Below are 25,440 nucleotides of genomic sequence, written 5' to 3'. Positions count from 1 at the left end.
TAATAAAGACATAAGGTGCACATAGTGCAAAAAATTAAACATAAGACGCCAACCGTGATACTTTCGTCGTTTAATCTGCACAGATTGAAGCTAAATGAATAGCTCCACTACCATAATTAAGGGAGTCCGCGAAGGTTGTAAAGTAATTTTTTCGCATATGCCAAAGCTGGTTTGATATTCGAGAAATTTATTGTATCTAGAAAACTTGTATGGATTTTCCCCACTTCCATGGTATTATAAGCCTGTGGTTATAATGAGCAAATATGGATAAATCAGCGTACGAAATCATAGAACATGAGTATGATGTAGTGGTAGTGGGCGCAGGTGGAGCAGGACTTAGGGCAACACTTGGAATGGCTGCAACTAATTTTTCAGTTGCTTGCATTTCTAAAATTTTCCCTACACGCAGTCATACGGTTGCAGCACAAGGCGGAATTAGTGCGGCTTTAGGGAATATTGCTGAGGACAATTGGCGCTGGCATGCGTATGACACAATAAAAGGTTCAGACTGGCTTGGCGATCAAGATGCAATAGAATATATGTGTAAAAACGCTGCTAAAGCTGTCATTGAGCTTGAAAATTTTGGCGTACCTTTTTCACGTACAGAAGATGGCAAAATATACCAGCGTGCCTTCGGTGGAATGACAACTCACTTTGGTAAAGGAAAATCAGCGCAACGCACCTGTGCAGCAGCAGATAAGACTGGACATGCAATCCTTCACACTCTATATCAGCAGTGTCTTAGGTTCAACGCAGAATTTTTTGTTGAATACTTTGTAATTGACTTAATAATGGATAACGAAACCGTGGCATGCTGCGGAGTTCTTGCCTGGTCACTATGCGACGGTACACTACATAGATTTCGTGCACATTCGGTGGTGCTAGCAACAGGTGGATATGGGCGTGTTTACTTCTCTGCAACGAGCGCGCATACTTGCACAGGTGATGGTAATGGCATGGTGGTAAGAGCTGGATTGCCACTTGAAGATATGGAATTTGTGCAATTTCATCCAACAGGAATATATGGTTCAGGATGTTTGATGACGGAAGGATGTCGCGGCGAAGGCGGGTATCTCGTTAATTCTAAGGGCGAAAGGTTTATGGAACGCTATGCACCAAAAGCAAAGGACTTGGCTTCTCGTGATGTGGTAAGCCGGGCAATAACAATTGAAATCAGAGAAGGCAGAGGCGTTGGACCAAAAAAAGACCACATATATTTAACTATAGCACATCTTGATCCGGAAGTAATAAAATTGAGACTTCCGGGAATTAGCGAAACTGCAAAGACTTTTGCAGGTGTTGATGTCACTAAAGATCCAATACCGGTCATTCCAACTGTTCACTACAATATGGGCGGCATTCCAACCAACTATCATGGAGAAGTGATTACACTGAAGAAAGGTAAGGAAGAAGTAGTAGAAGGGTTGTTTGCAATTGGAGAGGCAGCATGCGTTTCTGTGCACGGTGCAAATCGACTTGGCTCTAACTCGCTTCTTGACCTTGTAGTTTTTGGTAGAGCTGCAGCGCTTAGAGCGAAAGAGAAGCTAAAACCTCATGCACCGCACAAAAAATTGCACTCAGATTGCATAGACTGGATAGTTGATAGGTTCAACAAAATGCGATTTGCTTCTGGAGAGCTAAGGATATCAAAAATACGCAGCGAAATGCAACACACTATGCAAAAATATGCATCCGTGTTCCGCATTGCTGAAGTTTTAGAGGAAGGTAAAAAAGCTATAAAAGAAGTAGCGAAAATGATGCCTAACATTGCAATTGAAGATCGCAGTATGATATGGAACAGTGATTTAGTTGAAGCGCTGGAACTTGCCAACATGATTCCACAAGCAGTTATCACTATGGAATGCGCAGCCAATCGCGAAGAAAGCAGAGGTGCCCATGCTCGTGGAGATTTCCCAGAGCGTGATGATAAAGACTGGATGAAACACACTATAGCGTGGCTCGAAGAAAAGAAAGGCAAAATAAATGTAAAAATTGATTACAAGAAAGTTGCCGAAAAAACTCTAAGCGATGAGATTGATTTCATCGCCCCGGAGAGGAGGGTGTATTAATTTGCTTGTTAAATTCCTGACAATCCTTTAATACCTGTATTAGTACATTATCTACTTTAGGACTAGGAGAACTTTCAGTGTGTTTTGGTTGATCTGATGACTTTTGTGTTTTCGAGTTCCTATCATTAAGGAATTTTTCTAATTTTAAATAAGCAGGGTAACATATTGCACAAACTGCTATGGTAACCGATAAGGCAGCTGCAACAACCATATTTCCTGCTAAAGCACTAAATACTGTTGCAAAAATTAAACCTCCAAGTATCCATCTTACTGGGAGATCTATATTATTACCACGTTTCCTATTCTTAGAAAACTTCTGATTAAGCGCTTCATCTACTTCCCGATTAGGGCTTACACCTGTTAACTCTTGGATTCTTTCTTTGGTGTGATAATATTTCTTATTATCGTATCTTTCTATTGTGATATGATCACTTTTATTTTCAGCGCCATTTTGTAATAACATTGCACAAAATTCAGCAGTATAATAATGTTTTGTGGGTCTTGGTCTAACCCACTTAGAAAAGTCCTTTAACTTACTAGGTATCTTTTCTATTTGTCTGACTAATGCGACCTGTGCTGGATATCTGTTATCATTATTTTTGGTGTTTATAGCCTCACGCAATGTCTTTGAAAGTATTGTTCCTTCTTCTTTTAAATCTAATATTGACTTTAAATATGTAATTTTGTGCTCCTTTTTAAGTAAAGCAATACGGTGTAAGGCATTATCGCCATTTGCATCCTTAAGGCTAACATCCACTCTTTTTTGCAATAATTCTTTAAAAAGTTCTTTATCATAATTATTAATTGTTGAATGTAACAAATAATTACCATTACTATCTGGAGTATTAATAGTATATGCTATAATTTTTTTAATTTGTGTTTTTATCTCTTGTTTTAATTCAGGTTTCTTTATCGACTCTGCTAATTTTTCTATGAATTTAAGATAATACCTCTCATGTTCTCTATCTAAGTTCTGCAATTCTTCTTTAGATAACTGCAAATCACCAATGTTAGCTCCTAACTCAAACAACTTTATAGCAGCTTCTATTGTATTATCATCATATTTCGTAAATTGCATTTTAAGAAATTTTCTAACTTTTCCGGATACACTTTCAGAGCTATGCTCTCCCTTAGTTATTTTATTAAATAGCAATTTTTGTATTAGTGTTTGCCCTTTTTCGGGATTTATAGCTTCAATAAGTTCATCTTTAGGTATTTTTCCCCTTTTCACTAAACTTAATATTAGATTTAAGCACGCGATTCTTTGCTGCCCTTGTGGTAAAGCAATAACATAGTGTAGAGCATTGTTGCCTTTACTGTCTTTTGTGTTAATGTGTGCACCTTCTTGCACACGCCTCTTAATTTTTGTCTTATTGCCTCGTTTTGCTGCTTCCAATAAACGATCGTTAACATTCATATTATCAGTTTGACGTCTATCATCGCTATCACTTCCAATTCCACTGTCTTGACTATCTCTACGACTGTAATGATTGTGATTGACGCTTTCTCCAATAATGTTAGAAATTACTTTTTCTATTTCTTCTCTTTTTATAGGGTCTAATTTTTTTGATATTTTTCTCTTCAATACCGGAAGAAAACACTGGACATAATACCTATGATATTTTTCTTGTCCTCTAAGCGACTTTTCTAATTTAGTTAATACTGTAGGACTGGCACCTTCCTTTAATAACCTTTTACATTCCTTGATAGTTCCATCTCGACCTATTGGCCTTTCGCGCTTATGTTTTTCTTTTGTTACTTTTCTCTCTATAGCGCCAGACAATTGCTCGTCTTTTTCTTTTCTATCCTGTTCTTGTTTTTCATTTTTATCTGTGCATTCATCTAATTTACCTAAATTAGTAGTTAGTGCAGTTATGTCTGTACTCATACCAACCCCTCAATATTAAAACCTTCTCAGTTGCCAGCATTGATGCTTTTTCTGCTTAAATTGACAACTAAAATTGAATTAGACTTTTAAATTGAGCTAAATGTTGTATGTGTAATCGAAGTACAGGTGGAAAGGTAAAACACTAGTTTCTATTGGAAAGTTTGCTATCATAATTAAACCTCACTTTAGCATTTATCTACTATTTTAACCATTTAATCTTAAAAAATAATAAATATAGCTAAAGTAAATTAGGAATACCTTGCGAAACATGCTCAGCCCCGCATCCTATTCTAGGACCATACATCTAACATTTTTTAAAAAAAAATATCTACAAATCAATCCAAGCACATGAGTGTAGTATTACCACCAAATGCTGTAGTGTTGACACTCACAACTTTTTCTGTAGAAAAACGCTGTAGATAATGAGGTCCCCCAGCCTTTGGTCCAGTGCCTGATAGTCCTTTACCGCCAAACGGTTGTACTCCAACTGCTGCACCTATCTGATTGCGATTAATGTATACATTTCCAACTGACATTTTCTTGCTTATCAAATCGATCTGATTTTGTATGCGGCTTTGCAAAGAGAACGTAAGCCCATATCCTGTACTGTTTATATCACTTATAACTTCATTTAACTGCAACTTATTAAAACGTATAATATGTAAAATAGGGCCAAACACTTCCTGTTTTAATTGCGAAATTTTCTGTATCTCATAAATATATGGAGGGAAGAAATAACCATTATGAGAATTTGTATTCATGGGTACCTTGGATAAAAGGCTTGAATCCTTATCTCTTGACATTTTCTCCGCGTGCTTATTCAGCATATCAATAGATGCTTTGTCAATTATTGGACCAATATCAGTACTAAGTTGTATTGGATCACCAATCTTTAATTCTTGAACTGCGTCACATATCATTTTTATCTGTTTCTCTGCTATATCCTCTTGAATAAATAACACTATAAGTGCAGAACAGCGTTGACCAGCGCTACGGAATGCAGAAATTAAAACATCTACAGTCACTTGCTCCAAGAGAACAGAACTGTCAACAATCATAGCATTTAATCCACCAGTTTCAGCAATGAGTGGCACAATAGGGCCGTCTCTTCTAGCAAGCATTCTATTAATTATTTGAGCAGTTTGTATTGAACCAGTGAAAGCCACACCAGAAATTCTATTATCTGGTATTAATGTTTCACCTAAATACCGACCGTTTCCTGGAATGAGGTGCAGTGCGTTTTTTGGTATCCCAGCCTCATGTAGTATCTTAACAGCTTCGCAAGCAATAATCGGCGTTTGCTCTGCTGGTTTTGCCAGTACTGAATTACCTGCTGCAAGTGCGGCTGCAATCTGTCCAATAAAGATAGCGAGTGGAAAATTCCACGTTGATATGCACAAAAAAACCCCTCTGCCTTCAAAAAAGATAAAATTATCTTCACCTGTTGGACCTGGCAATTTTTTCCAGCTATTCAATTCATTTTTTGCTATCATTGCATAATAGCGCAAAAAGTCGACTGCTTCCCTTACTTCTGCTATCGCATCGGATAAAATCTTTCCTGCTTCCACAATTAGAATATAAATTAGCTCTTTCATCCTTTCTTCAAGCAAATCGGCAGCTCTTTCAAGGTACTTAGCACGCTCTTCTGCTGAAACATTCTGCCATTTAGCAAAAGCACTATGTGCTATTTCAAGAGCGTTTAAAGCTTGATCACTTGTTGTACTTGATACTTCTCCGATTACGTTTTCCAAATGTGCTGGATTAACCACTTCGGTAAATTCAGTACTGTCAAACAGTAACTCTCCGTCAATTATCGACCCAACCTGCCATTTCTTTTCGCTAAACTCTTTTATATCGTTCGCAAATTGCCAAACTGTAACTGAATCACTAATATCCATCCCCAAGGAGTTTTTCCTTTCTTCTCCAAAGACATCTTGTGGCAATGGAATACTTGGATGAGGCTCATACTCTAAGCTTTTAGCTTTTTCCAATGGATCTGAAACTAACTCTTCAATTTTAACGTTGGAATCATTTATTTGATGGACAAATGAACTATTAGCCCCATTTTCAAGAAGACGTCTAATAATGTATGGCAATAAATCACTATGTTTACCAACCGGTGCATATATACGGCAATTTATACTTGTTGCAAGCTTTGACATTACATAATCATATAAGCCCTTACCTATTCCATGTAAGCGCTGAAACTCAAACCCAGGGTGATTTTTATCGGCAAGCTCTATTATAGTAGCAAAAGTATAAGCGTTGTGAGTTCCAAAGCATGGATAAAAGTGACTTGCTTTGCTTAAAAGTTTCTGTGCACAGGCAAGGTAGCATACATCTGTATAGCTTTTTCTAGTAAACACTGGGTACCCACTTAACCCTAATTCTTGTGTGTGCTTGATTTCTGAGTCCCAGTATGCTCCTTTCACAAGTCTCACCATGATCTTATGTTTTGAACGAATAGCAACATCTTCAACAAAATCAAGAACAGACAAAGCACGTTTTTGATATGCTTGCACAGACAAGCCAAGCCCTTCCCACTCAGAAAGTGATTCATCAAGACGCAATTGTTCAAATAAAACTAATGACATCTCAAGTCTTTCTGACTCTTCTGCATCTATACATAATGAAATATTGTACTTTTTTGCTTCATGACAAAGCTCCAGCACCTTAGTTTTCAGTTCTTCAGCTATATTACCAAATTGGCAGAATTCATAACGTGGATGCAATGCAGACAACTTGATTGAAATTCCATGTGATCTAAAGCAATCATTTATGTCAGTGGATTCACCTATAGCTTTTATCGAATGCATGTATGAATTAAAATATTCTTCCGCATGCTGAGCTGTACAAGAAGCTTCACCAAGCATGTCAAAGGAGCATAAGAATTTGCCATGATCATCTGATTTTACACTTTCCAATGCTTCTTCTATATTTTCCCCAACAATAAAGTGCTTACCAAGCATCAACATTGCTTGTTTCACTGCTTTGCGGATTACTGGTTCCCCTAAATTTTTAAGTAACCTAGAAATAGCGTGATAGAATCTTGGATCTTCCTCACTGGCCCTTAATATACTACTGCCTATCATTAAACTCCATGTAGAAGCATTAACAAACAATGAAGAGGAGCGCCCTAAATGTTTACTCCATTCTTGATTGGCAATTTTATCTTTGATTAGCTCATCTATTGTATAATCGTCTGGTATTCTAAGTAGTGATTCAGCAAGGCACATCAGCGCTATTCCTTCGTCATTGGAAAGCGAATATTGCTGCATAAAAGAATCTATAATATCTAATTTATTGCCTTTAATTTTTTCGATAACTTGTTTTGCAATATTGTAAATTCTATTTTTCGAATCAGCCGAAAGTTCTGCTTTTTCTACAAGATAACGTACACAACTTTTTTCATCAGTACGATAAAATCCCTGCAAACGTTTTCGTAATTCGTTAGGCTCTTGTATAGAACTGATCATAATTATCTACAAAACACCCTTTACCATATGTAAGGTGAAATTATATCATAACTTTGCGTAGAATAAATTATTATTTAAATAAAGGGCCAGAATCGACTCAAAAAGCTTAGTTAATGACTTTGCTAACTCAAGAGGATTGCGCAAGTATATAGCTTAACACTCCACCACTCATCAAGTATTTCATCTCAGTTGCAGTTTGTACACAGCACTTAAGTTGAATGGATTGTTCTGAATTATCCTTTCTTTTAATGATACATTCTAGATTTCCATTTGGCACTACTTTACCTTTTATGCTCACTATCTCACTACCGTCGAATATCTTTGTCGTTACTCCATCTTGAAATGTGAGCGGAAGAACACCCATACCGACTAAGTTGGATCTATGTATACGTTCAAAGCTTTCTGCAATTACAGCTTTAATTCCTAGTAGCGCAGTACCCTTTGCTGCCCAGTCTCTGCTTGAACCTGTGCCATATTCTTTTCCTGCAACAACAACTAGTGGAACAGCTTCTTCTTTGTATCGCATTGCTGCATCAAAAATTGACATAGTCTCTTGAGAAGGAATATGTTTTGTGTAACCACCTTCATTGCTCACCATTTCGTTTCTTATTCTGATATTAGCAAAGGTTCCACGCATCATTACGTTATGGTTACCACGACGGGATCCATATGAGTTGAAATCCCATGGTTCAATTCCAAGATCTTTTAAATACATACCTGCAGGACTATTTGAAGCAATATTTCCAGCAGGAGAAATGTGGTCAGTAGTTACACTGTCGCCAAACATTGCCAGTATTCGCGCACACTTTATGTCGACCACGTTATTTTTATCATTCTCCGTCGATAAATTATCAAAATAAGGAGGATTCTGTATATAAGTGCTTTCCGCGTTCCAGTTATAGATTTGACTTCTCCAACACTTTATCTTTTGCCAGTGTTCATCACCGTAGAAAACATTCTTATACTTTTGTATAAACATCTCACGTGTTACCACATTTTTAATACAATCTTCGATTTCATTGTTCATTGGCCATATATCTTTGAGATAAACGTCATTTCCATCCTTATCTTTGCATATAGGATCTTTTGTTAGGTCAATCTGCACAGTACCTGCAAGTGCATACACAACAACAAGCGGTGGAGATGCTAAATAATTGGCTTTGACTAAAGGATGGATTCTTCCTTCAAAATTGCGATTACCAGATAAAACCGCGGCGACGGTTAAGTTTTTGCCTTTAATATCATTTTCTATATCTTCATCAAGTGGACCGGAATTTCCAATGCAGGTTGTGCAACCGTATCCAACCAAATTAAAGCCTAAAGCATTTAGATCTTTCTGTAATCCTGATTTTTCTAAATATTCTGTTACAACTTGTGATCCCGGGGCAAGAGAAGTTTTAACCCAAGGCTTTGATTTTATTCCAAGTTTGACTGCACTGCGTGCTACAAGACCAGCAGCAATCATCACACTTGGGTTTGAGGTGTTGGTACAGCTCGTTATTGCTGCAATAACTACACTTCCGTCTTGAAGTACATTACTTTCCTTTGACTCACTAATTGAAAATGATGTAGAAAAAGAATCTGCCACTTGTGAGAGAAAGACCTTATCTTGTGGTCTTTTTGGACCAGCCATTACTGGCTCCACGCTTGATAAATCAAGCTCCAGCATGTCAAAAAACCCCAACTCGTCACTGCTTCGCCACAGTCCTTGCTCTTTTGCATAGACTTCAACCAACTTAATCAGCTCTTCCGGCCTCCCGGTTAAGCTTAAGTAATCTAGTGTTTTCTGATCAATAGGAAAAAATCCACAAGTTGCACCATACTCTGGAGCCATATTGGCTGTGGTTGCCCTATCTGCCACAGATAAATAATCCAAACCATCACCATAAAACTCCACGAATTTACCAACAACACCTTTTGTTCTTAACATATTTGTAACTGTTAGCACTAGATCAGTTGCAGTTACTCCTTCTGAAAGTTTTCCAATTAATTTAAATCCTACTACCTCTGGAATCACCATACTAATTGGCTGATCAAGCATCACAGATTCAGCTTCTATCCCGCCAACACCCCAACCCAGAACCGATAAACTATTAACCATAGTAGTGTGGCTGTCCGTACCAACTAAGGTATCTGGGTATACAACTCCATTATCGCTACATACAACTCGTGCTAAATATTCGATGTTTACTTGGTGGCAAATTCCAGTGCCAGGCGGCACTACCCTAAAATTTGTGAAGGATGATTCGCCCCATTTCAAGAATTGATATCTCTCCAAATTTCTTTTTACTTCCAGTTCAACGTTTTTACCAAACGCAGAAGCACTTGCATAACTATCTACTTGAACAGAATGGTCTATTACAAGATCAACCGGTACAGACGGATTTATTTTGTTTGGATCACCTCCGCTTTTTTTTATATAACTACGCATTGAAGCTAAATCGACAATAGCGGGAACTCCCGTAAAATCCTGCATTAATACCCTTGCTGGTTTGTAGCTAATTTCGTGATCAACGTGTTTCTCAACGCAACTTGCTAGTGTTTTTATATCATCCAACTTTACGCTCATTCCATCCTCATTGCGCAATAAGTTCTCAAGTAATACCTTGAGCGAACAGGGTAATTTAGTTAGATCTATTCCTAAAAATCTACCAGCAGCGCTAAGGCTAAAGTAGCTATATGACTTTCCGTCAATGTTTAAAATTGTTTTTGAATTTAAAGAATTATTCATCACACGTATAACCATTATTTAAATGAAAAGACCCAACCCTGATATTACCATTTCTGCAAGAACTTCAAGGATGAACATATTTAATCCTGATTGTCAAAAGTAAACTGAGGCAAGACCGCCTTTCATGTCAAGTTTGATGAAAGAAAAAATAATTGTAGTAGCTAGCTGAATTCAGATTTTTTAGCCATAAAAACAGAACTAAAAAACTACTTGACAACCTTCACCGATACCATTATTATAAGACTGGAGCTATTATTTATCTTCAGTCTGTGCAGATTAAATGACAAAAGAACTTAGCATATTTGGTGTCTCATGTTTAATTTTTTGCACTGTGTGTACTGCATGTCTTTTTAAAACTTCTGGTTTTTCACCTATACAAGCTGAAATGCGCTTATAAGTCGTTTAAAACATCAAAAAACGCCAATGTTATAAGATAGATAGTGAATAACTAGCTACTCTGGGTTTTTGCCTTTTTTCTGCTTAGTAAATTTCTTAAATATTTATTACTAAAATAGTATCCTAGATCCCAGTGTCAGCTATTTGGGTGACAAGAAAGGGGGTGCCGGAATAATATAAAGAGAGTGGATTACTGATTTTTCATATGGCTGTGTGAGAAAGTTCACTGAAATTTTGAAAAGTGTAATCTACTTCTATATTCGAAGATATCAAGCAGTAGTTCAAAAGATTTACTCTCAGCAATTGCACTTTTCGCATTATTGTATGCAAGGTTGAGCAGCTCTCTATCTTTGTATAAGTCAGCAAATTTAAACTCCATGCATCCCGATTGTTTTGTGCCTAATATATCTCCACTACCTCTTAGCATCATATCTTTTTCAGCAATGTGAAATCCATCTTGTGACTCACACCTGATCTTTAACTTTGATGATGAGCTTTTGCTTAGATTATCGTATAGTAATACGCAAAAAGATGGCTTGCTTCCTCGTCCTACTCTTCCTCTCAACTGATGTAATTGCGATAACCCAAATTGCTCTGCATTTTCTATAATCATAATTGTTGCATCTGGTACATCTACACCAACTTCTATCACAGTTGTTGCAACTAGGAGGGAAAATTCATTTTTTTTGAAAGAAAACATAGCTTGATCTTTCTGATCTTGAGTTAGTTTTCCGTGTATTATTCCAACTTTATTAAAAAATGCTTTTTGTAATTCCTGAAAGCACATCTCTGCTGCAGCAACACTTAGTTCTTCGTTTTCTTCTATATATGGCAAATCCAATACGCTTTTTCACCCCTGTTTATAGCACCCTTCAGTTTTTCAATAATATCTGGTACTTTTTTAATGTTCATAATGACAGTTTTTATTGGCAACCTAGATTTTGGTTTTTCTCTTAAAACGGAGCATTCAACATCGCCATACATGGCTTGCTGCAAAGTCCTTGGGATAGGAGTGGCAGTAACGAAAAGTATGTCGGTATTTTCTCCCTTTCCTACTAAACGATTTCTCTGCATCACCCCAAATCGCTGTTGTTCGTCTATGACTGCAAGCCCTAAATTTTTAAATGTAACGTTAGCTTGAAACAGTGCATGAGTGCCAATCTATATTTAAAATACCACTTGCAAGTTCGTTCATGATAGTCTTTCTTTGCGCGTAGTTTTACCAGTAAGAAGAGCAACTTTTATATCGGTGCAAGACAAAGCCTCTTCGATCCAATTATAATGTTGCTCTGCTAAGATAGTAGTTGGTGCCATTAGAGCTGCTTGCATGTTGTTTTCCACAACACTCAGCATCACAAAAAGTGCAACCACGGTCTTGCCACTACTGACATCACCTTGCAGCAAGCTTACCATGCGGTATTTGGATTTTTGTCTCTCTGAAATTTCATTTATTGCACGAATTTGATCGTTTGTTAATTGGAACGACAATCCATTTAAAACTTGCTATTTATATTTATTAGATATTGTAAATTCTTTTCTCCCTTTTCTTATGTGATTTTCTCTTGCAGGTTTTAGTGCTAGTTGATATGCAAACAATTCATCATAAGCAAGCCTTTTACGACAAACTTCCGCTTCTGCCAATGACCTTGGTCTGTGCAGCTTTATGATGCTTTCTCTCCAACTCAGCCATTTTTTGCCCGATTAATGTACCATCTATCCACTCTGGTAAATCAGGCAACTCTTTTAGATTGGAATTTATTATGTTTTTAATGCTCTTGTTAGTAATGCCGCGACATAATTGGTAAACCGGCTCTATGCGAGCTATCTCTTCAAATTGGTGGATGTTAAGCGATACGTAGTCTGGGTGAGTAATTTGCCAATATCCAGGAAACTTATCAAGTTTACCACTGATGATTACATGGGCTCCAATTGGAAATGATTTATATAAATATTTAACTGAATAATTAAAAAAGACTATGAATATGTACTGACTTTCGCCTTCAACGACTATTTTATATGGCCTACCCCTAAAAGTTGATGGCTGATGTTCATGAACTTTTGCCATAAAAGTTGTGAGTTCTCCAACTTGAGCATCAAGTAGCGATTTACTCCTATCTACATAACTGTGTGGCCTGTAAAACAGCAGGTCCATTACTCTATCTCCGCCACAAAGTTTAGGCAATATTGTGGAATGAAACTTAGGTATATTCTCCAGCTTGCCATTTAGAATGGCTAGCACATCTGGTTGCTCGTTGAGACTCATACATGTGTAAAATTGTTTATCCATAATAGGGCTTTCTTAAAATTCTGTCACCTCACGGTTACACTCTACATCATACCGCCGTCCTGCAGCTGTACGAACATTGTAGTTTGAGAGCAACTTTCACTGGAAGAGTGTCATCCAAGTAGCCCTTCTTCTGTCATTCCAGCGCTTCCCTTTCTTGTCATCCAAGTAGCTGACACTGGAATTCATAATACTACTTTAGTAATAAATATTTAAGAAATTCACCAAACGAGAAAAAAGCAAAAGAAGCCCTGTTGGCGGCTAATTATTTATATATACTTCAAAATACCAGTGTCTGCTCGGCTAAGCGATTTGAAATTAACTCGTGACTTCTTCTTTGAGTTGTGCAATTTCAGCTTTAGGAAGGCCAGTAGATTCAGTTATTAAGTCGAAGGATACGCCAGCTTTAAGTAGGTTTTGCCACTTCAATTTTTCCCTTTTCTGCCCCAATTTTGATGCCTCTTTCTTCGCCGATTTGTATACCTTCTTGTCTGCCGATTTGTATACCTTTCTCTCTAGCATCATCAAGTTTTTGAGCGAGGACAGCTTTCTCATCACGAATACGCTTGATCTCTTGCTCATATGTTATGAACTCCTTTTCTGACCAGTTGAATCTATTTAGCTCCTCATATGCTTTTTTGATTATTACATCACTTCCTATTATTCTTTCCAACTCTCTTTCACTAGTTTCTTCCGCATACTTGAAGAAGTAGACCCATTTTTCGACTATATTCTCCAATTGGTCTTCCTTCGTTTTCGGAAATTTTGGTAATTCAATAAATGTGAAATAAAAATCTTTTAAATCATGTTCATTGGTATCCTCATCCCGAATAGTGTGCTTTGATTTATACTAGGACTTGTCCGGAAATAGTATACAATCCGCAATGGCGATAAAGATAATTTCTTTAAGGTCTTCATATTGATCGCCTTTATTAGCCTGTCTTGAATACGCCTTAGCTGCATAGTATTGAGCACGTTTTTCAAAACCCTTAGTTTTAGTGACCTACATTTCAATGATCACTTGCACTCCATTTTTATCTATGCAGAGAACATCAACAATACTTTGCTTTTTGGAGGTAATTTCAGCATCCATTATAGTGCTTAAACTCTATTTCATTTATTTCATCCTTGCCAGCAAAGCCAAAGATATCATTGAGAAAGTGAATAAGAATGTCCTTATTCTTTTCAGTACCAAAGATGCGCCGGAACGCGACATTATTCTTCGGGTCGAGAAATTTTGAGAAAGCCAAAACTATAGTGCTTAAAAATACTAATAATTATACACTATTCTGTAAAAATATTCAATCTTTTTGTCCGGATATACTGGCCTACGAATCCAAGTCTCATCTTGAATTGCAATTATATTAAAAAATTTACTCAATGGAGAAAAAGGCAAAAAACCCCTGGTGGCGAGTTTTGACTCTATAATACTTTAAATTGGCGCTATAATAATTCACTGACGCTTAGTTTAAGCGCGATTTGGCTGGATGCAGAAGAAATGAAAAAGACATGCAGCAGATATAATTTGATGCAATCCGCAAAAAAAAATATCCCGAGTTTTTTACTGAATTTTGTCATTGAGCCTGCAGATCAAAAACAAGTTTTGAGTCAGAAATACCATTGGCGTTGTAGTAATGAAATTGTTGGAATTTGTCAAGTAGTTTTTTTGTTTCTATCGGATAACGTTATAACTTTTTTCCACTTTCGTCCATTTGCTTTCTGTGTAGTGGAAATTGGTATTAACAGTTGCAGTTTATCTCTCCCAGTGGTAAAATGATGGTCTGTGTACAATTTTAATATTATGATTAGCTTACTGTTTGTTGTGCTGTTGTTTTTTTGTTGTGGTGATGCACTTGCAAAACAGGAACCACGTCCAATAGCTGCAGAAAGTCACATAAAAGTCATCAATTATAATCCACAGGCTATACATAAGTACACTGGTTTTTATGGTTACCAATCGAGCATATTATTTGAGCCAGGTGAAGTAATACAAAACCTTTCAATGGGTGATCCAACTGGTTGGCAGCTCGTTCCTCAAGGTAACAGGCTATTTATCAAACCTATAGATGATATCGCTGACACTAACGCAACTGTAATTACTAACAAAAGAGTTTATTACTTTGAACTTCATGCTGAGGAAGCAACTGGATTGGATGATCCAAGATTAGCATATGAAGTAAGGTTTCTTTATCCACTATTCAATAGCGATGAAATTTACACAACCAACAACGGTGATATTCTCGAGCAAGCTAACCCCAACACTATTCCTGACATAAGTGATATTGAGGTTGTAAAGAAAGGCTTAAATTTTAATTATTCCATCTCACATGTAAAAGGTAGTGAGTCAATAATACCCACTAAAGTCTTTGATGACGGAAAATTCACATATCTGCAATTTAATAAGACAAATTCTGATTTTCCAGCAGTCTTTATGGTTGACTCTGCAGGATATGAATCTCTAGTAAATTTCCGTATAGTTGATGATTATCTTATAATTGAAAGAGTGGGCTCGGTGTTTACCTTAAGGAACGGATCAAGTACAGTCTGCTTATTCAATGAAAACATGCCTTTTAAAAATGGTAAGTAGCTGTTAAAGGCTATAGTGACTCAGGTACAGCACTTTTCAGCATACATTGATTCAAACGGTTGTCATACCAACATTCCCATTAATCTTCAGTGTTGTACACGTTCTTTTCTTTTTCTAACCTTTCCTGCTCTTCAATACAATATATGGCAAGCGGATTGGCTTTAAGTCTTTCGACTCCTATTTCTTCCCCTGTTCCTTCGCAATAACCGTAGGTGCCTAATTTTATTTTTTCTAACGCCTCCTTAATTTTTTCCTTTCTGTCTTTTCTGCGCTGGATTAATTTTTCGCTTCCACTGTCTTCATCAGAATAATATGCACTATCCTTTAGTTCTTTCTTCTCCAGCTCAGTAAGCATCGATTGCAACTTTGAACTGAAATACTCTAATTGCTTTACGCTCATATATTCTTCGTCTTCTGAAGGAGTGTAATCTTCTGGTAATTTTATTTTTGGTAACTCTTCCATAACCTTACAACTAGATAATAAAACCTGTATAATTTGCGAACAAGAAATTATGCTACCTATAAGTAAACACTATAATTTATAATAAACATTTAAAGTCCTGGTATGATTGGTTTAATAAAAAAACTAGCAATGTATGATAAGAACTTTACCTATATAATATCTGTTTTTATTGTAATGTTAAGCCTATCTTTGTTTACACTTGAAAATAACAGTGAACAAAAAGTCATGTTAACATTAACATGGATATGTGCTACATTTGTTTTACAAATCTCTACAAGCAATTTATTTGCTTCCGATTATCATGACGGAATATTAGAACAAATTTTCATACAGCCACTTTCTTCTAAGCTTATAATTACTTGTAAAATTTTTGCTCACTGGTTAACGTTTGGGTTACCGATTTCAGCGATTTCTTCCATATTCAGCTTTGTAGTTCTTGGTAATAATATTGAATACTCAATAGCAGTAGGCTCATCTTTATTGCTTAGCACATTGATAGTAATCAATATTTCAGCTGTCGGAAATGCACTAATGATTGGTCGAAACAACCTAGTATCTGGAATGTCACAAATTCTTGTTTTGCCAATTACAATGCCGGTTTTTATATATTTTAAATTACTAGTTCAGCTTGAAAGCTTATCCTTGAGTATTCACACGTTGCTTATTACTGCTTTTATTTTTGCTATTCTGATAGTCAATAGCATTATAGCTACTCATATGGCATTAAAATTTGCTGTAGAACAGGATTAGAAGGCTTTACCATTATTTGAGATCTTTACCATCGACAAAGTCTAAACCTACTAAATACATTTCCGTAGATTCAGATCTACTTGATTTGGGTTTGAAGTATTTTACTGTTTTAAATATTTTTTTTAATTCGTTGTAAAAATCTTTATCGGACTCTCCTTGAAAAATTTTTACTACGAACTTGCCGCCATGGTTCAAGAAGTGCTTTGCAAGATTCAATGCTGCTTCGCATAAAAGCATGATTCTAATATGATCCAACGATTTTAACCCACAGGATTCTGTGGCCATGTCAGATAAAATTACATCGAATTTTTGGCCTTTAAATTTGTTCCTTAAAATTTCAAGCTCATTTATATCACATTGTATATATTCTACTCCAGCAATTGTATTTACTGGTTTTATGTCAATGGCAACCACATTTGCTCCTTTCCGAGATGCAACTTGTGACCATCCACCTGGAGAAGCACCAAGATCAATGACTTTTTGCCCTTTTTGGAGTAATTTGAATTTATTATCTATTTCTATCAACTTGTACACCGAGCGCGATCTGTAGCCATCCTTATTGGTTTTTTGTACGTACTTGTCATTTAAATGACGATGTAGCCACCTAGTTGAAGATAGTTTTCTACCTTTGGCTGTTTTTACTCTAGTTTTTATTGTTAATACTCTACAAGAATCACTTATTACTGATTATGTCTTTTAGCTCTTTTTCAACTACTTCTTTCACCAGTGTATGAAGATACTTATTTAGCCATTCCGACAACTGAGGTTTTAAAAGAGATGTGACTAATTCTTGAACAGTAAGACTTACTCTTTTTTGTTGCTTATGCTGTAGTTCACTTTGCATTCTTTCAAGTAACTCTTTAATCTCTTCCATATTATCTTTTAAGATTAGATGGTCCTTATTTTGCGTTTGTGAGCTACTGTTATCCACTTTTTTATTGCTCATTTGGGTATTATGCTGCAAGTGAACCTCTTCTTTTTCCTCTAGATTGTGACTATGAATATTAAATTTGGTGTTATCGAAAACCATTTCCTTACCATGAACGTTGTTGTTTTTTTCATTATCCTCCTCCTTACTATCTTCTTCAGAATCTTCCAAGTATTCTTCTTCAAGATACAGCACATCATCATCTTCTTTTTCCTTCTCTATTTCCATCTCATCACTACTTGCATTTTTGCCAAATATGGCTTTTTTTATGTCTTCTAGGATATCTTTTACAGATTGATTGCTTTGTCCATCATTCATAACGCTAATACCATTAAATTTAGAGATTTATACTATTTATCATAAATAGCAAATTATAAACACTAATCACATAGTTGCTTTTTGCTTCAACCAAGTCCGAATGTGCTTTGAATAGTGCATCTTCAGTATCCAAAAGTTCAGTTGTGCTTTTCAAATTTAAGTTGACTTCTTGCTCAACTCCTTCCAACGCTAAAGCTGCTGCTTTTTCGGCTTCGTGACTTGCTTTAATGACAGCCTTTGCTGTCAGAACGTTATTCCAAGCGTTCACAACCTCTTTTTCTATATTTTTTACTGTTTCATAATAATCATAGGTAGATTTTTTTGCATCCATTTTAGCTTTGCCGATACCAAAAGCATTGATTCCTCTTTTAAAAATTGGAATATCGAGAGTGAAAACAATATTGACGTTGTCTAAAAGCGTATCAAAGCTAAAGCCTTCTTTAAAGCCTTTACTTGCGCTGAGATTCAAAGAGGGCAACCACTTGGAAGTTTCAGCAATCACTTCCATTTTAGCTGCTCTTTTTTGATAAATCGCTGCTTTTAGAGATAGATTATTGGTTTTTGCTAATTGTAAGCATTCATTTAGCTTCGGAACGGAAGGTAACTTATCATTAGCTTCTGAGAGTTCATCAGGATCCTCACCAATTAAATGAAAGTAAGCAATGTTTGCCAATTTTAATTTACCTTCAGCATCAACTCTTTCCGACACCGAGGATGAAAACTTTGCTTTTGCTAATGAAACTTCAGCGTTGGTAACCTCTCCAAGAGAAAGGCGTTTTTTCATTGCTGACAAGTGCTCCAAAGAAACGCGTTCTTTGTGCTCTCTCAACTTTAATATTTCTGTTCTGCGTAGAACGTCAACGTATGCTTTCACAGCGTTGAGCGCAATCTCTTGTTTTAACTGTTGAAACCGAATCTTTTCTGCTTTGAGAAGATGACTTGATCGACTGAATGTGGCAAAAGTACCACCACCGTCTATTATTCCTTGATTTAATGTCAAGCTCCTTCCAAGGCAAAGTCTGACACCGGTCTTATCCTCAAAACCAAATTTTTCGTTAAACCTATATTGCAAACTAATATCTGGCAGAAACCCAGCTAACCCGGCAGATTTTAGCTGTTTTTCTGCACTTTTGTATTGGTAGAATTGAGATTTTAGCTTTGAACTATTTTTAATAGCTTTATTTATAACTTCTTCAAGGTCGATTGCGTGACAACTTATAGCACTAAAAATGATCGCAAGCGTAATAATCAACCGAAACATTCTACTCCTATATATATTAGTTGCACACAACTAAGTTACTAGCACAAATTGCTTTAATAATCAACAACTAATGTTGTTGACACTATTTAGAAATTAAGTGTATCATAGCTTACTATTTTATAATTTTAGATGATGAAAACTTTTTTCTTAAAAGAAAAACAAATCGATAAAAAATGGTTTGTCATAGATGCAGAAGGATTAGTAGTAGGGAGGCTTGCAGTATTTGTAGCAACGTTATTGCGTGGAAAACATAAACCTGAGTATACACCTCATATGGATTGCGGTGATAATGTAATTATCACCAATACAGAAAAGGTGCATTTTACTGGAAAGAAACTTAAAGAGAAAATTTATTATAAGCATACGGGTTATCCTGGTGGTTTGAAAAGAACTACTCCAGATAACATTTTAAATGGTAAGTTTCCTGAACGTGTAATAGAAATGGCAGTAAAAAGAATGCTTGATGATGGTCCTATGGCACGCAAACGTTTTGGAAATTTATATGTTTATTCTGGCCCAGAGCATAAGCATCAAGGACAGCAACCTGAAAAGATAGACTTTGCTTCTTTAAATCGTAAAAATAAAAAATAATGGAGTAAAAATGGAAAGTTCTGTAACAAATCAATCAGAAAAAACAACTAAATCAGTAATTGATTCGCTTGGTCGTTTATATGCTACAGGCCGAAGGAAGGAATCTGCAGCAAGAGTATGGATAAAGCCAGGGAGGGGAAAGTTTAGTGTTAATCAGAAAGACAAGCTACTGGATTACTTTAAAAGGGAATCAGTATGCCAAATGGTAAAAATGCCATTTATTCTAACATCTATGCTCAATAAATATGATGTATTTGCTACAATAAAAGGTGGAGGGCTGTCTGGTCAAGCAGGTGCCTTAGCTCATGGAATAAGCAGAGCTTTAAGTAAAATAAGCCAAGACTTACATTCTATATTGCGCAAAAAAGGCTTCTTAACACGAGATTCACGTATTGTTGAGCGTAAAAAATATGGTCAACACAAGGCTCGTAAGAAATGTCAATTTTCTAAAAGGTAGTTATTTTTTTATGGAACTTTTTGTTAAGTGTTATGCAAACATTAAAAAAGTGTATGATATATTCTATTTTCGCGATAAATTTAGTTGACTATTGATATGAACGTAATATGCTGTTTGTGTAAATTTTTCAATATTAAGGTAATTTATGAGTAAAGAAGATATAATAAAACAATTAAAAGAAGATTGTTCTTGCCAGAATATAAATATAACGAAGTCTGACTTGGGCAAGATTCATGATGCGTTTATAAAAATAATAAAAGATGAGCTAGATAGAGAAGGTGAAATACGTCTGCATGGGGTAGGTACATTCTCTACTGCTATAAGTCGGGAGAAACAATGTCGTAATCCTCAGAGCGGTGAGATCATGACTGTCCCTAAAAAGACAAGAGTGAAATTTAAAGCGAGCAAGACTCTTTTAACTGTTTTGAATGAAAAGGGAAAAGCAGTAGTTAGTTAGAGATTATCGTTTTCATTGTTTTTACTACGCTGTGTAAGCCATAAAATATAGCTTCGCTGATTAAAGAGTGGCCTATATTGAGAGCTGAGATGTGAGGCATTTCTTTTATTATTTTAGCGTGTGTATAGGTTATGCCATGTCCTGCGTGGCATTCTATTCCTAGTTTATTGATATATCCTGCAGCATTAGTAATTGATTGTAATTTTTCCTCTGATGGATTATCGCAGTAATCTCCTGTATGAATTTCTATTATGTCAGGCTTTCTTTCTAGCTTTTCAAGATATTTTAGTTGATCGATATTTGGATTGATAAACAGTGAAACCTTTATACCAATGCTATGCATCTCCTCTATTATACTAGAGAGTTTGCTGTACATGTTAATTACATCCAAGCCGCCTTCTGTTGTCAATTCTTCTCTTTTTTCTGGTACTATATTAATCGAATAGGGTTTTACCTTTTTTGTTATTCCAAGCATTTCTTCTGTAGCTGCAATTTCCAGGTTTAGCTCAGTTTCGATGTTTTTTTTCAGGTTAAACACATCTTCATCTTTAATATGTCTTCTGTCTTCTCGTAAGTGTACGGTGATAAAATCTGCTCCTGCATCAATGGCTACTTCTGCTGCTTTCAATGGATCTGGGTAAGAAGTTCCGCGTGTGTTGCGGAGGGTTGCAATGTGATCGATGTTAACGCCTAGTTTCATAATCCACCTCAAAGATTGTTTATAAATTATAAATCTTATTAGGTCTTTTACACAGTCATTTTTTTACTTTCCGATAACGAAAGTTAGTATAACCTTTATGCTTAAGAAATTTACCAAGCAGAAAAAAAAGACAAAAGAAACCCCGCGGTAGAAGTTGCTTACTCTCTAATCCTGCAAATTGGTGTACTATACTGTCTTAAACGACTTATAAGCGCGTTTCAGCTTGTATAGGGAAAAACCTAGAAGTCTAGGTGAAATTAATAAAGACATGAGGTGCACATAGTGCAAAAAATTAAACATAAGACGCCAGACGTGATACTTTCGTCGTTTAATCTGCACAGATTGAAGCTAAATAAACAGCTCCAACGCCATAATAAGGGAACCGGAGGAATTTGTTAAGTAGTTTTTTGACCCTGTTTCTATGAACTACTTGGATGACACAGTAGGTTATTTAGAGAATTTTACAAAAATTCATTTTTAACTTACACTACAATTTTAAACCTACAACTTATGTGCAATAGGCTTATAATTAAATCTTTTTCAGTACTGTGTATCTTCCTTCTTGCTTTATATGTAATACTGACGAATCTCTTTGATAATAAGCTTCTTGTTTCAAAAAAGAGAATAAACCTAGGGCTTGACCTGAAAGGTGGGTCATCTCTGCTTCTTAATGTAGATTTGGATTCTTACTTCAAAGAAAAATTGAGTATGCTAGCCGATGAAATAAAAGAAAGCCTACTAGCAAAACACATTGAATCTAGCATACGAAGCGATAAACAAGTAATTGTAACATTGAATAATACTGATGACTATAAGAAAGTTTCAACGCTAGTTCATAAAATAAACCCAAATTTAGAGCTAAATAGGAAAGATGCCTCGATTTTCATTTCATATAAGCCTCATTATAAGAATTCTCTAATCAATGAAGTAGTTTCAGAGTCGATAAATAACGTCCAAAGACGCCTGGATAAGCTTGGTACGAGGGAAGTAAGCGTGCAAAAACAAGGGCAGAACAAGATATTAGTTCAAGTGCCTGGAGTAGAAGACACCGAGCAAATAAAATCTCTGCTTGGCAAAACTGCTAAGCTAGCTTTTCACTTGGCAAACACTAATGTTGCCAAAATGCAGGATATAGACCACGAAGCTACTGTCATACTCAAAGATTCTTTAGGTAACTCTTATCCAATATTCCACAAGACTGAAATAGGCGGTGATTCGCTGGTTAACGCGTCAGTTAGATTCGGTTCACTTGGTAAACCCACAGTACATTTTAAATTCGACAGTATAGCAAGTAAGAGATTCGCAAAAATCACTAAGGAAAATGTAGGAAAACCCTTTGCAATTGTTCTTGATAACACAGTTTTAACTGTGCCAACAATACGTGAACCAATCCTAAATGGAGAGGGAGAAATTAGTGGTAATTTCACTGAGAAACAAGCGAGTGAGCTTGCAATACTTCTAAAATCTGGCGCATTGCCAGCACCACTTAAAATAATAGAAGAGAAAAATATCGGTCCAAGTCTTGGGGAAGAGTCAATAAAAGCAGGAGAAATAGCAGCGATAATCTCTATCGTAGCTGTTGCTTTATTTATAATTATTATTTACGGCAAGTTAGGCTTGTTAGCCTCTGTTGCACTGCTTTTTAATGTAGTTTCTATACTATTAATTCTTACCCTACTTGAGGTAACTCTGACTTTACCTGGAATTGCTGGCATTGCGCTAACTGTTGGTATGTCGGTGGATGCAAATGTTTTGATATTCGAACGCATTCGCGAAGAAATGAAGTCAGGAAAAAGAACAGTTCGTGCCATTGAAGAGGGTTTTAAAAACGCAATAAAGACAATCCTCGATTCAAATTTCACCACATTAATTGCCGCGGGAATAATGTTTGCCATCGGCAGCGGAGCAATCAGAGGCTTCTCTGTTACTTTGTCAATAGGCATCTTATGCTCAATGTTCTCTGCAATCACAGTCACAAAACTTCTGATAGAGTTGTGCGTAGATCCGAAGAAGTTGGTGCTTTAAGTTACTAATTCCAAAACAACGAAATTGTTGTATAATATCACTTTTAAGTTTTATTTTCAATGCATAGGTTTGCGATACTCTTTTCTATACTGCTTGCAATAGTTTCGTACTACTTAAACAATGAAGTAGTATTTGAAGTAGCAAGGCTATTTAGTGATATATTTATCAGCTTACTCAAATTGATCAGTTTACCTTTAGTTTTTCTATCCATAGTGTCTACAATTTCAGGACTTAAAGACTCAATTGAAATTAAAGCTTTACTTAAGAAAACACTGTTCTATACGCTGCTTACAAGCATTATAGCTGCGTTTGTTGCGCTATCTTTCTATTTACTTATGGATCCAGTGAGAAAAAATTTCATAAGTAACACGATAGAAAGCGTAAGTGACAGCAATTACAATTACTTTTCATACTTGAAATCACTCATTCCTTCAAATTTTGTGCAAGTCTTTCTTGAAAATAACGTTATTGGCAGCATGTTGATCACTTTTTTAATGGGTAGAGCTGTTATTTCACTCTCAAGAGAAAAACAGGATATATTACATCAAGTGTTTTCTGCACTTTTTGATGCGTTACTTAAAATTGCTCAAGGGATACTGAAGTTTATTCCGCTTGCTTTGTGGTCCTTTATCACGTGTTTTTTGCACGAGTTAAAAGGTGGCAGCGAGTTCTATAGTCTTTTGTGGTATTTTGCCTGCATAATGTCTGCAAATTTCGTGCAAGCGTTTCTAGTTTTACCGCTACTTATGTGGTATAAAGGCATATCACCAATTCAGACGCTAAGGGGAGTTATGCCTGCGCTCACACTTGCGTTTTTTTCTAAATCATCCAGTGCAACACTGCCAATAACCATAGACTGTGTGCAAAATAAGCTAAAAGTGCCAAAAAAATTGTCGTCCTTTATTTTGCCAATATGCACAACAATTAATATGAACGCATGTGCTGCGTTTATTCTGATTACAGTAATGTTTGTTGCGGAGATGAATGGGCACACATTTTCCTTAAGTGAAATGTTTATATGGATTTTTTTAGCCACAGGGGCTGCAATTGGCAACGCTGGAGTGCCGATGGGATGCTATTTTATGGCAACTAGTTATCTTGTATCAATGAACGTTCCTTTGTATATTATGGGGCTGATTTTGCCTATTTACACGATCATCGATATGTGTGAAACTGCAATAAATGTGTGGTCTGATGTTTGCGTAACTCAAATAATCAATAAAGAGTGTAAGGGTGAAACTTAAAAAACGATGTTAGACAAAGATGATCCAATAATGAAGGAATTTGAGGAAGCTGGAGCGATTTTGCACGGGCATTTTGTCCTGTCATCAGGGCTGCATAGCGATACATATATACAATGCGCTAAGATTTTTGAGAATCCAAGCAGAGCCATGAAAGTTTGCGAACTATTGGCAAACAAGATAAGAAAAGAGCTAAGTAGTCCAATAGATTTAATACTATCTCCTGCAATTGGTGGAATAATCGTGGGTTATGAGATTGGCAGGCAGCTTGGAATCAGGACGATGTTTTGCGAGCGCGTTAATGGCAAGTTTGAATTGCGCCGCGGATTTGAGATCAAAAAGGGTGAGAAAATATTACTGATTGAAGATGTGATAACCACGGGCAAATCTTCACTAGAAGCAATGGAATGTGTAGAAGGGAAGGGGGGTAAAGTCGTTGCTGAAGCTGCTCTAATCAAGAGGAATAGTGAAGCAAAATTGCCTTTTCCTGTTATATCTTTGCTTGAGCTTAGCATTGAAAACTACAGTGAAGCGGAGCTTCCTGAAGAATTGAGAAAACTGCCTGTAACCAAGCCAGGGAGCAGGGAATATCTAAGTAATTATGCAAAGTAATCCTATTTTCAGTGTCATCCAAGTAGCATAGAAACGGATTAAATGCAAAATTTACTTGACAACCTTCGCCGTTACCCTTATTGTAGTATTGGAGCTATTCATTTAGCTTCAATCTGTGCAGGTTAAACGACGAAAGTATCACGTTTGGCGTCTTATGTTTAATTTTTTGCACTATGTGCACCTCATGTCTTTATTAATTTCACCTA

17 protein-coding genes and 2 pseudogenes are annotated in these 25,440 nt (G+C 36.2%); 9 read left to right on the top strand and 10 right to left on the bottom strand.

Features of this window, described 5'->3' with window-relative positions:
- The first annotated feature begins 263 nt into the window (after positions 1–263).
- On the top strand, positions 264–2,069 hold the full coding sequence (gene sdhA / locus AB6N09_RS03985; protein ID WP_411131650.1) for a succinate dehydrogenase flavoprotein subunit: 1,806 nt from the start codon (positions 264–266) through the stop codon (positions 2,067–2,069).
- On the opposite strand, the gene AB6N09_RS03980 is transcribed toward sdhA, so the two are convergent.
- The 5 genes and pseudogenes from AB6N09_RS03980 to AB6N09_RS03960 form a co-directional block, all read right to left on the bottom strand.
- Positions 2,041–3,957 carry a hypothetical protein gene (locus AB6N09_RS03980; RefSeq protein WP_411131648.1) on the bottom strand — a complete coding sequence of 639 codons (1,917 nt, stop codon included), beginning with the start codon at positions 3,955–3,957 and terminating at the stop codon, positions 2,041–2,043. The two genes, sdhA and AB6N09_RS03980, sit on opposite strands and share 29 nt — an antisense overlap.
- Before the next feature lie 335 nt (positions 3,958–4,292).
- Positions 4,293–7,433, bottom strand: a complete 3,141-nt coding sequence (gene putA, locus AB6N09_RS03975; protein ID WP_411131647.1) for a bifunctional proline dehydrogenase/L-glutamate gamma-semialdehyde dehydrogenase PutA — start codon at positions 7,431–7,433, stop codon at positions 4,293–4,295.
- Positions 7,434–7,560: 127 nt separating this feature from the next.
- A complete protein-coding gene (acnA, locus tag AB6N09_RS03970; protein ID WP_411131646.1) occupies positions 7,561–10,164 on the bottom strand; it encodes an aconitate hydratase AcnA in 2,604 nt (867 codons plus the stop codon).
- 619 nt (positions 10,165–10,783) lie between these two features.
- Positions 10,784–12,823: pseudogene (locus tag AB6N09_RS03965) on the bottom strand (ATP-dependent DNA helicase RecG).
- 339 nt (positions 12,824–13,162) lie between these two features.
- A pseudogene (locus AB6N09_RS03960) lies at positions 13,163–14,094 on the bottom strand (Rpn family recombination-promoting nuclease/putative transposase).
- A 551-nt stretch (positions 14,095–14,645) separates the two neighbouring features.
- Between AB6N09_RS03960 and virB9 the strand changes: the two are divergent.
- Entirely contained in the window at positions 14,646–15,431 is a 786-nt protein-coding gene (virB9, locus tag AB6N09_RS03955) for a P-type conjugative transfer protein VirB9 (protein ID WP_411131645.1), read from the top strand.
- A 79-nt stretch (positions 15,432–15,510) separates the two neighbouring features.
- On the opposite strand, the gene AB6N09_RS03950 is transcribed toward virB9, so the two are convergent.
- The gene (locus tag AB6N09_RS03950) at positions 15,511–15,894 is read right to left on the bottom strand and encodes a TraR/DksA family transcriptional regulator (protein ID WP_411131644.1); all 384 of its coding nucleotides are present in this window, start codon (positions 15,892–15,894) and stop codon (positions 15,511–15,513) included.
- A gap of 102 nt (positions 15,895–15,996) precedes the next feature.
- Here AB6N09_RS03950 and AB6N09_RS03945 point away from each other — a divergent pair, with 102 nt between their 5' ends.
- A complete protein-coding gene (locus tag AB6N09_RS03945) occupies positions 15,997–16,644 on the top strand; it encodes a heme exporter protein CcmB (protein ID WP_411131642.1) in 648 nt (215 codons plus the stop codon).
- A 12-nt stretch (positions 16,645–16,656) separates the two neighbouring features.
- Here the strand turns inward: AB6N09_RS03945 and AB6N09_RS03940 are convergent, their stop codons facing one another.
- Genes AB6N09_RS03940 through AB6N09_RS03930 form a run of 3 tightly spaced genes read right to left on the bottom strand, consistent with a single transcriptional unit; the run spans position 16,657 to position 19,151 of the window.
- Positions 16,657–17,298, bottom strand: coding sequence for an RlmE family RNA methyltransferase (locus tag AB6N09_RS03940; RefSeq protein ID WP_411131652.1), 642 nt, complete (start codon positions 17,296–17,298; stop codon positions 16,657–16,659).
- A 19-nt stretch (positions 17,299–17,317) separates the two neighbouring features.
- Complete coding sequence (locus tag AB6N09_RS03935) at positions 17,318–17,890, bottom strand: PopZ family protein (protein ID WP_411131641.1); 573 nt, start codon at positions 17,888–17,890, stop codon at positions 17,318–17,320.
- A gap of 19 nt (positions 17,891–17,909) precedes the next feature.
- Entirely contained in the window at positions 17,910–19,151 is a 1,242-nt protein-coding gene (locus tag AB6N09_RS03930) for a TolC family protein (RefSeq protein ID WP_411131640.1), read from the bottom strand.
- A gap of 132 nt (positions 19,152–19,283) precedes the next feature.
- Here AB6N09_RS03930 and rplM point away from each other — a divergent pair, with 132 nt between their 5' ends.
- From rplM to AB6N09_RS03915, 3 genes are all read left to right on the top strand, one after another.
- A complete protein-coding gene (gene rplM / locus AB6N09_RS03925) occupies positions 19,284–19,742 on the top strand; it encodes a 50S ribosomal protein L13 (RefSeq protein WP_411131651.1) in 459 nt (152 codons plus the stop codon).
- A 10-nt stretch (positions 19,743–19,752) separates the two neighbouring features.
- Entirely contained in the window at positions 19,753–20,199 is a 447-nt protein-coding gene (gene rpsI / locus AB6N09_RS03920) for a 30S ribosomal protein S9 (RefSeq protein WP_411131639.1), read from the top strand.
- A 145-nt stretch (positions 20,200–20,344) separates the two neighbouring features.
- The gene (locus tag AB6N09_RS03915) at positions 20,345–20,656 is read left to right on the top strand and encodes an HU family DNA-binding protein (RefSeq protein ID WP_411131638.1); all 312 of its coding nucleotides are present in this window, start codon (positions 20,345–20,347) and stop codon (positions 20,654–20,656) included.
- On the opposite strand, the gene AB6N09_RS03910 is transcribed toward AB6N09_RS03915, so the two are convergent.
- On the bottom strand, positions 20,649–21,356 hold the full coding sequence (locus AB6N09_RS03910) for a pyridoxine 5'-phosphate synthase (RefSeq protein ID WP_411131637.1): 708 nt from the start codon (positions 21,354–21,356) through the stop codon (positions 20,649–20,651). The genes AB6N09_RS03915 and AB6N09_RS03910 overlap by 8 nt on opposite strands.
- 510 nt (positions 21,357–21,866) lie before the next feature.
- Here AB6N09_RS03910 and secD point away from each other — a divergent pair.
- Genes secD through pyrE form a run of 3 tightly spaced genes read left to right on the top strand, consistent with a single transcriptional unit; the run spans position 21,867 to position 25,234 of the window.
- Positions 21,867–23,381, top strand: a complete 1,515-nt coding sequence (gene secD / locus AB6N09_RS03905; protein WP_411131636.1) for a protein translocase subunit SecD — start codon at positions 21,867–21,869, stop codon at positions 23,379–23,381.
- 59 nt (positions 23,382–23,440) lie between these two features.
- Positions 23,441–24,625: a dicarboxylate/amino acid:cation symporter gene (locus AB6N09_RS03900; protein ID WP_411131635.1), complete on the top strand. Its 1,185-nt coding sequence runs from the start codon at positions 23,441–23,443 to the stop codon at positions 24,623–24,625.
- Positions 24,626–24,631: 6 nt separating this feature from the next.
- Positions 24,632–25,234, top strand: a complete 603-nt coding sequence (pyrE, locus tag AB6N09_RS03895) for an orotate phosphoribosyltransferase (RefSeq protein WP_411131634.1) — start codon at positions 24,632–24,634, stop codon at positions 25,232–25,234.
- Positions 25,235–25,440 lie beyond the last annotated feature (206 nt).

It is taken from the genome of Wolbachia endosymbiont of Tettigetta isshikii (assembly GCF_041154185.1).
Lineage (GTDB): Bacteria > Pseudomonadota > Alphaproteobacteria > Rickettsiales > Anaplasmataceae > Wolbachia.
The sequence above is the reverse complement of the archived record's forward strand: the minus strand, read 5'-3'. Positions and strand labels throughout refer to the sequence as shown.

What these genes read in the sequence shown, in the direction of transcription:
- acnA (WP_411131646.1), bottom strand. Translation starts at nt 10,164, where the DNA reads ATGAATAATTCTTTAAATTCAAAAACAATTTTAAACATTGACGGAAAG.
- virB9 (WP_411131645.1), top strand. Translation starts at nt 14,646, where the DNA reads ATGATTAGCTTACTGTTTGTTGTGCTGTTGTTTTTTTGTTGTGGTGAT.
- AB6N09_RS03915 (WP_411131638.1), top strand. Translation starts at nt 20,345, where the DNA reads ATGAGTAAAGAAGATATAATAAAACAATTAAAAGAAGATTGTTCTTGC.
- AB6N09_RS03935 (WP_411131641.1), bottom strand. Translation starts at nt 17,890, where the DNA reads ATGAATGATGGACAAAGCAATCAATCTGTAAAAGATATCCTAGAAGAC.
- AB6N09_RS03910 (WP_411131637.1), bottom strand. Translation starts at nt 21,356, where the DNA reads ATGAAACTAGGCGTTAACATCGATCACATTGCAACCCTCCGCAACACA.
- rpsI (WP_411131639.1), top strand. Translation starts at nt 19,753, where the DNA reads ATGGAAAGTTCTGTAACAAATCAATCAGAAAAAACAACTAAATCAGTA.
- sdhA (WP_411131650.1), top strand. Translation starts at nt 264, where the DNA reads ATGGATAAATCAGCGTACGAAATCATAGAACATGAGTATGATGTAGTG.
- secD (WP_411131636.1), top strand. Translation starts at nt 21,867, where the DNA reads ATGTGCAATAGGCTTATAATTAAATCTTTTTCAGTACTGTGTATCTTC.
- AB6N09_RS03900 (WP_411131635.1), top strand. Translation starts at nt 23,441, where the DNA reads ATGCATAGGTTTGCGATACTCTTTTCTATACTGCTTGCAATAGTTTCG.
- AB6N09_RS03980 (WP_411131648.1), bottom strand. Translation starts at nt 3,957, where the DNA reads ATGAGTACAGACATAACTGCACTAACTACTAATTTAGGTAAATTAGAT.
- AB6N09_RS03950 (WP_411131644.1), bottom strand. Translation starts at nt 15,894, where the DNA reads ATGGAAGAGTTACCAAAAATAAAATTACCAGAAGATTACACTCCTTCA.
- rplM (WP_411131651.1), top strand. Translation starts at nt 19,284, where the DNA reads ATGAAAACTTTTTTCTTAAAAGAAAAACAAATCGATAAAAAATGGTTT.
- putA (WP_411131647.1), bottom strand. Translation starts at nt 7,433, where the DNA reads ATGATCAGTTCTATACAAGAGCCTAACGAATTACGAAAACGTTTGCAG.
- AB6N09_RS03945 (WP_411131642.1), top strand. Translation starts at nt 15,997, where the DNA reads ATGATTGGTTTAATAAAAAAACTAGCAATGTATGATAAGAACTTTACC.
- pyrE (WP_411131634.1), top strand. Translation starts at nt 24,632, where the DNA reads ATGTTAGACAAAGATGATCCAATAATGAAGGAATTTGAGGAAGCTGGA.
- AB6N09_RS03930 (WP_411131640.1), bottom strand. Translation starts at nt 19,151, where the DNA reads ATGTTTCGGTTGATTATTACGCTTGCGATCATTTTTAGTGCTATAAGT.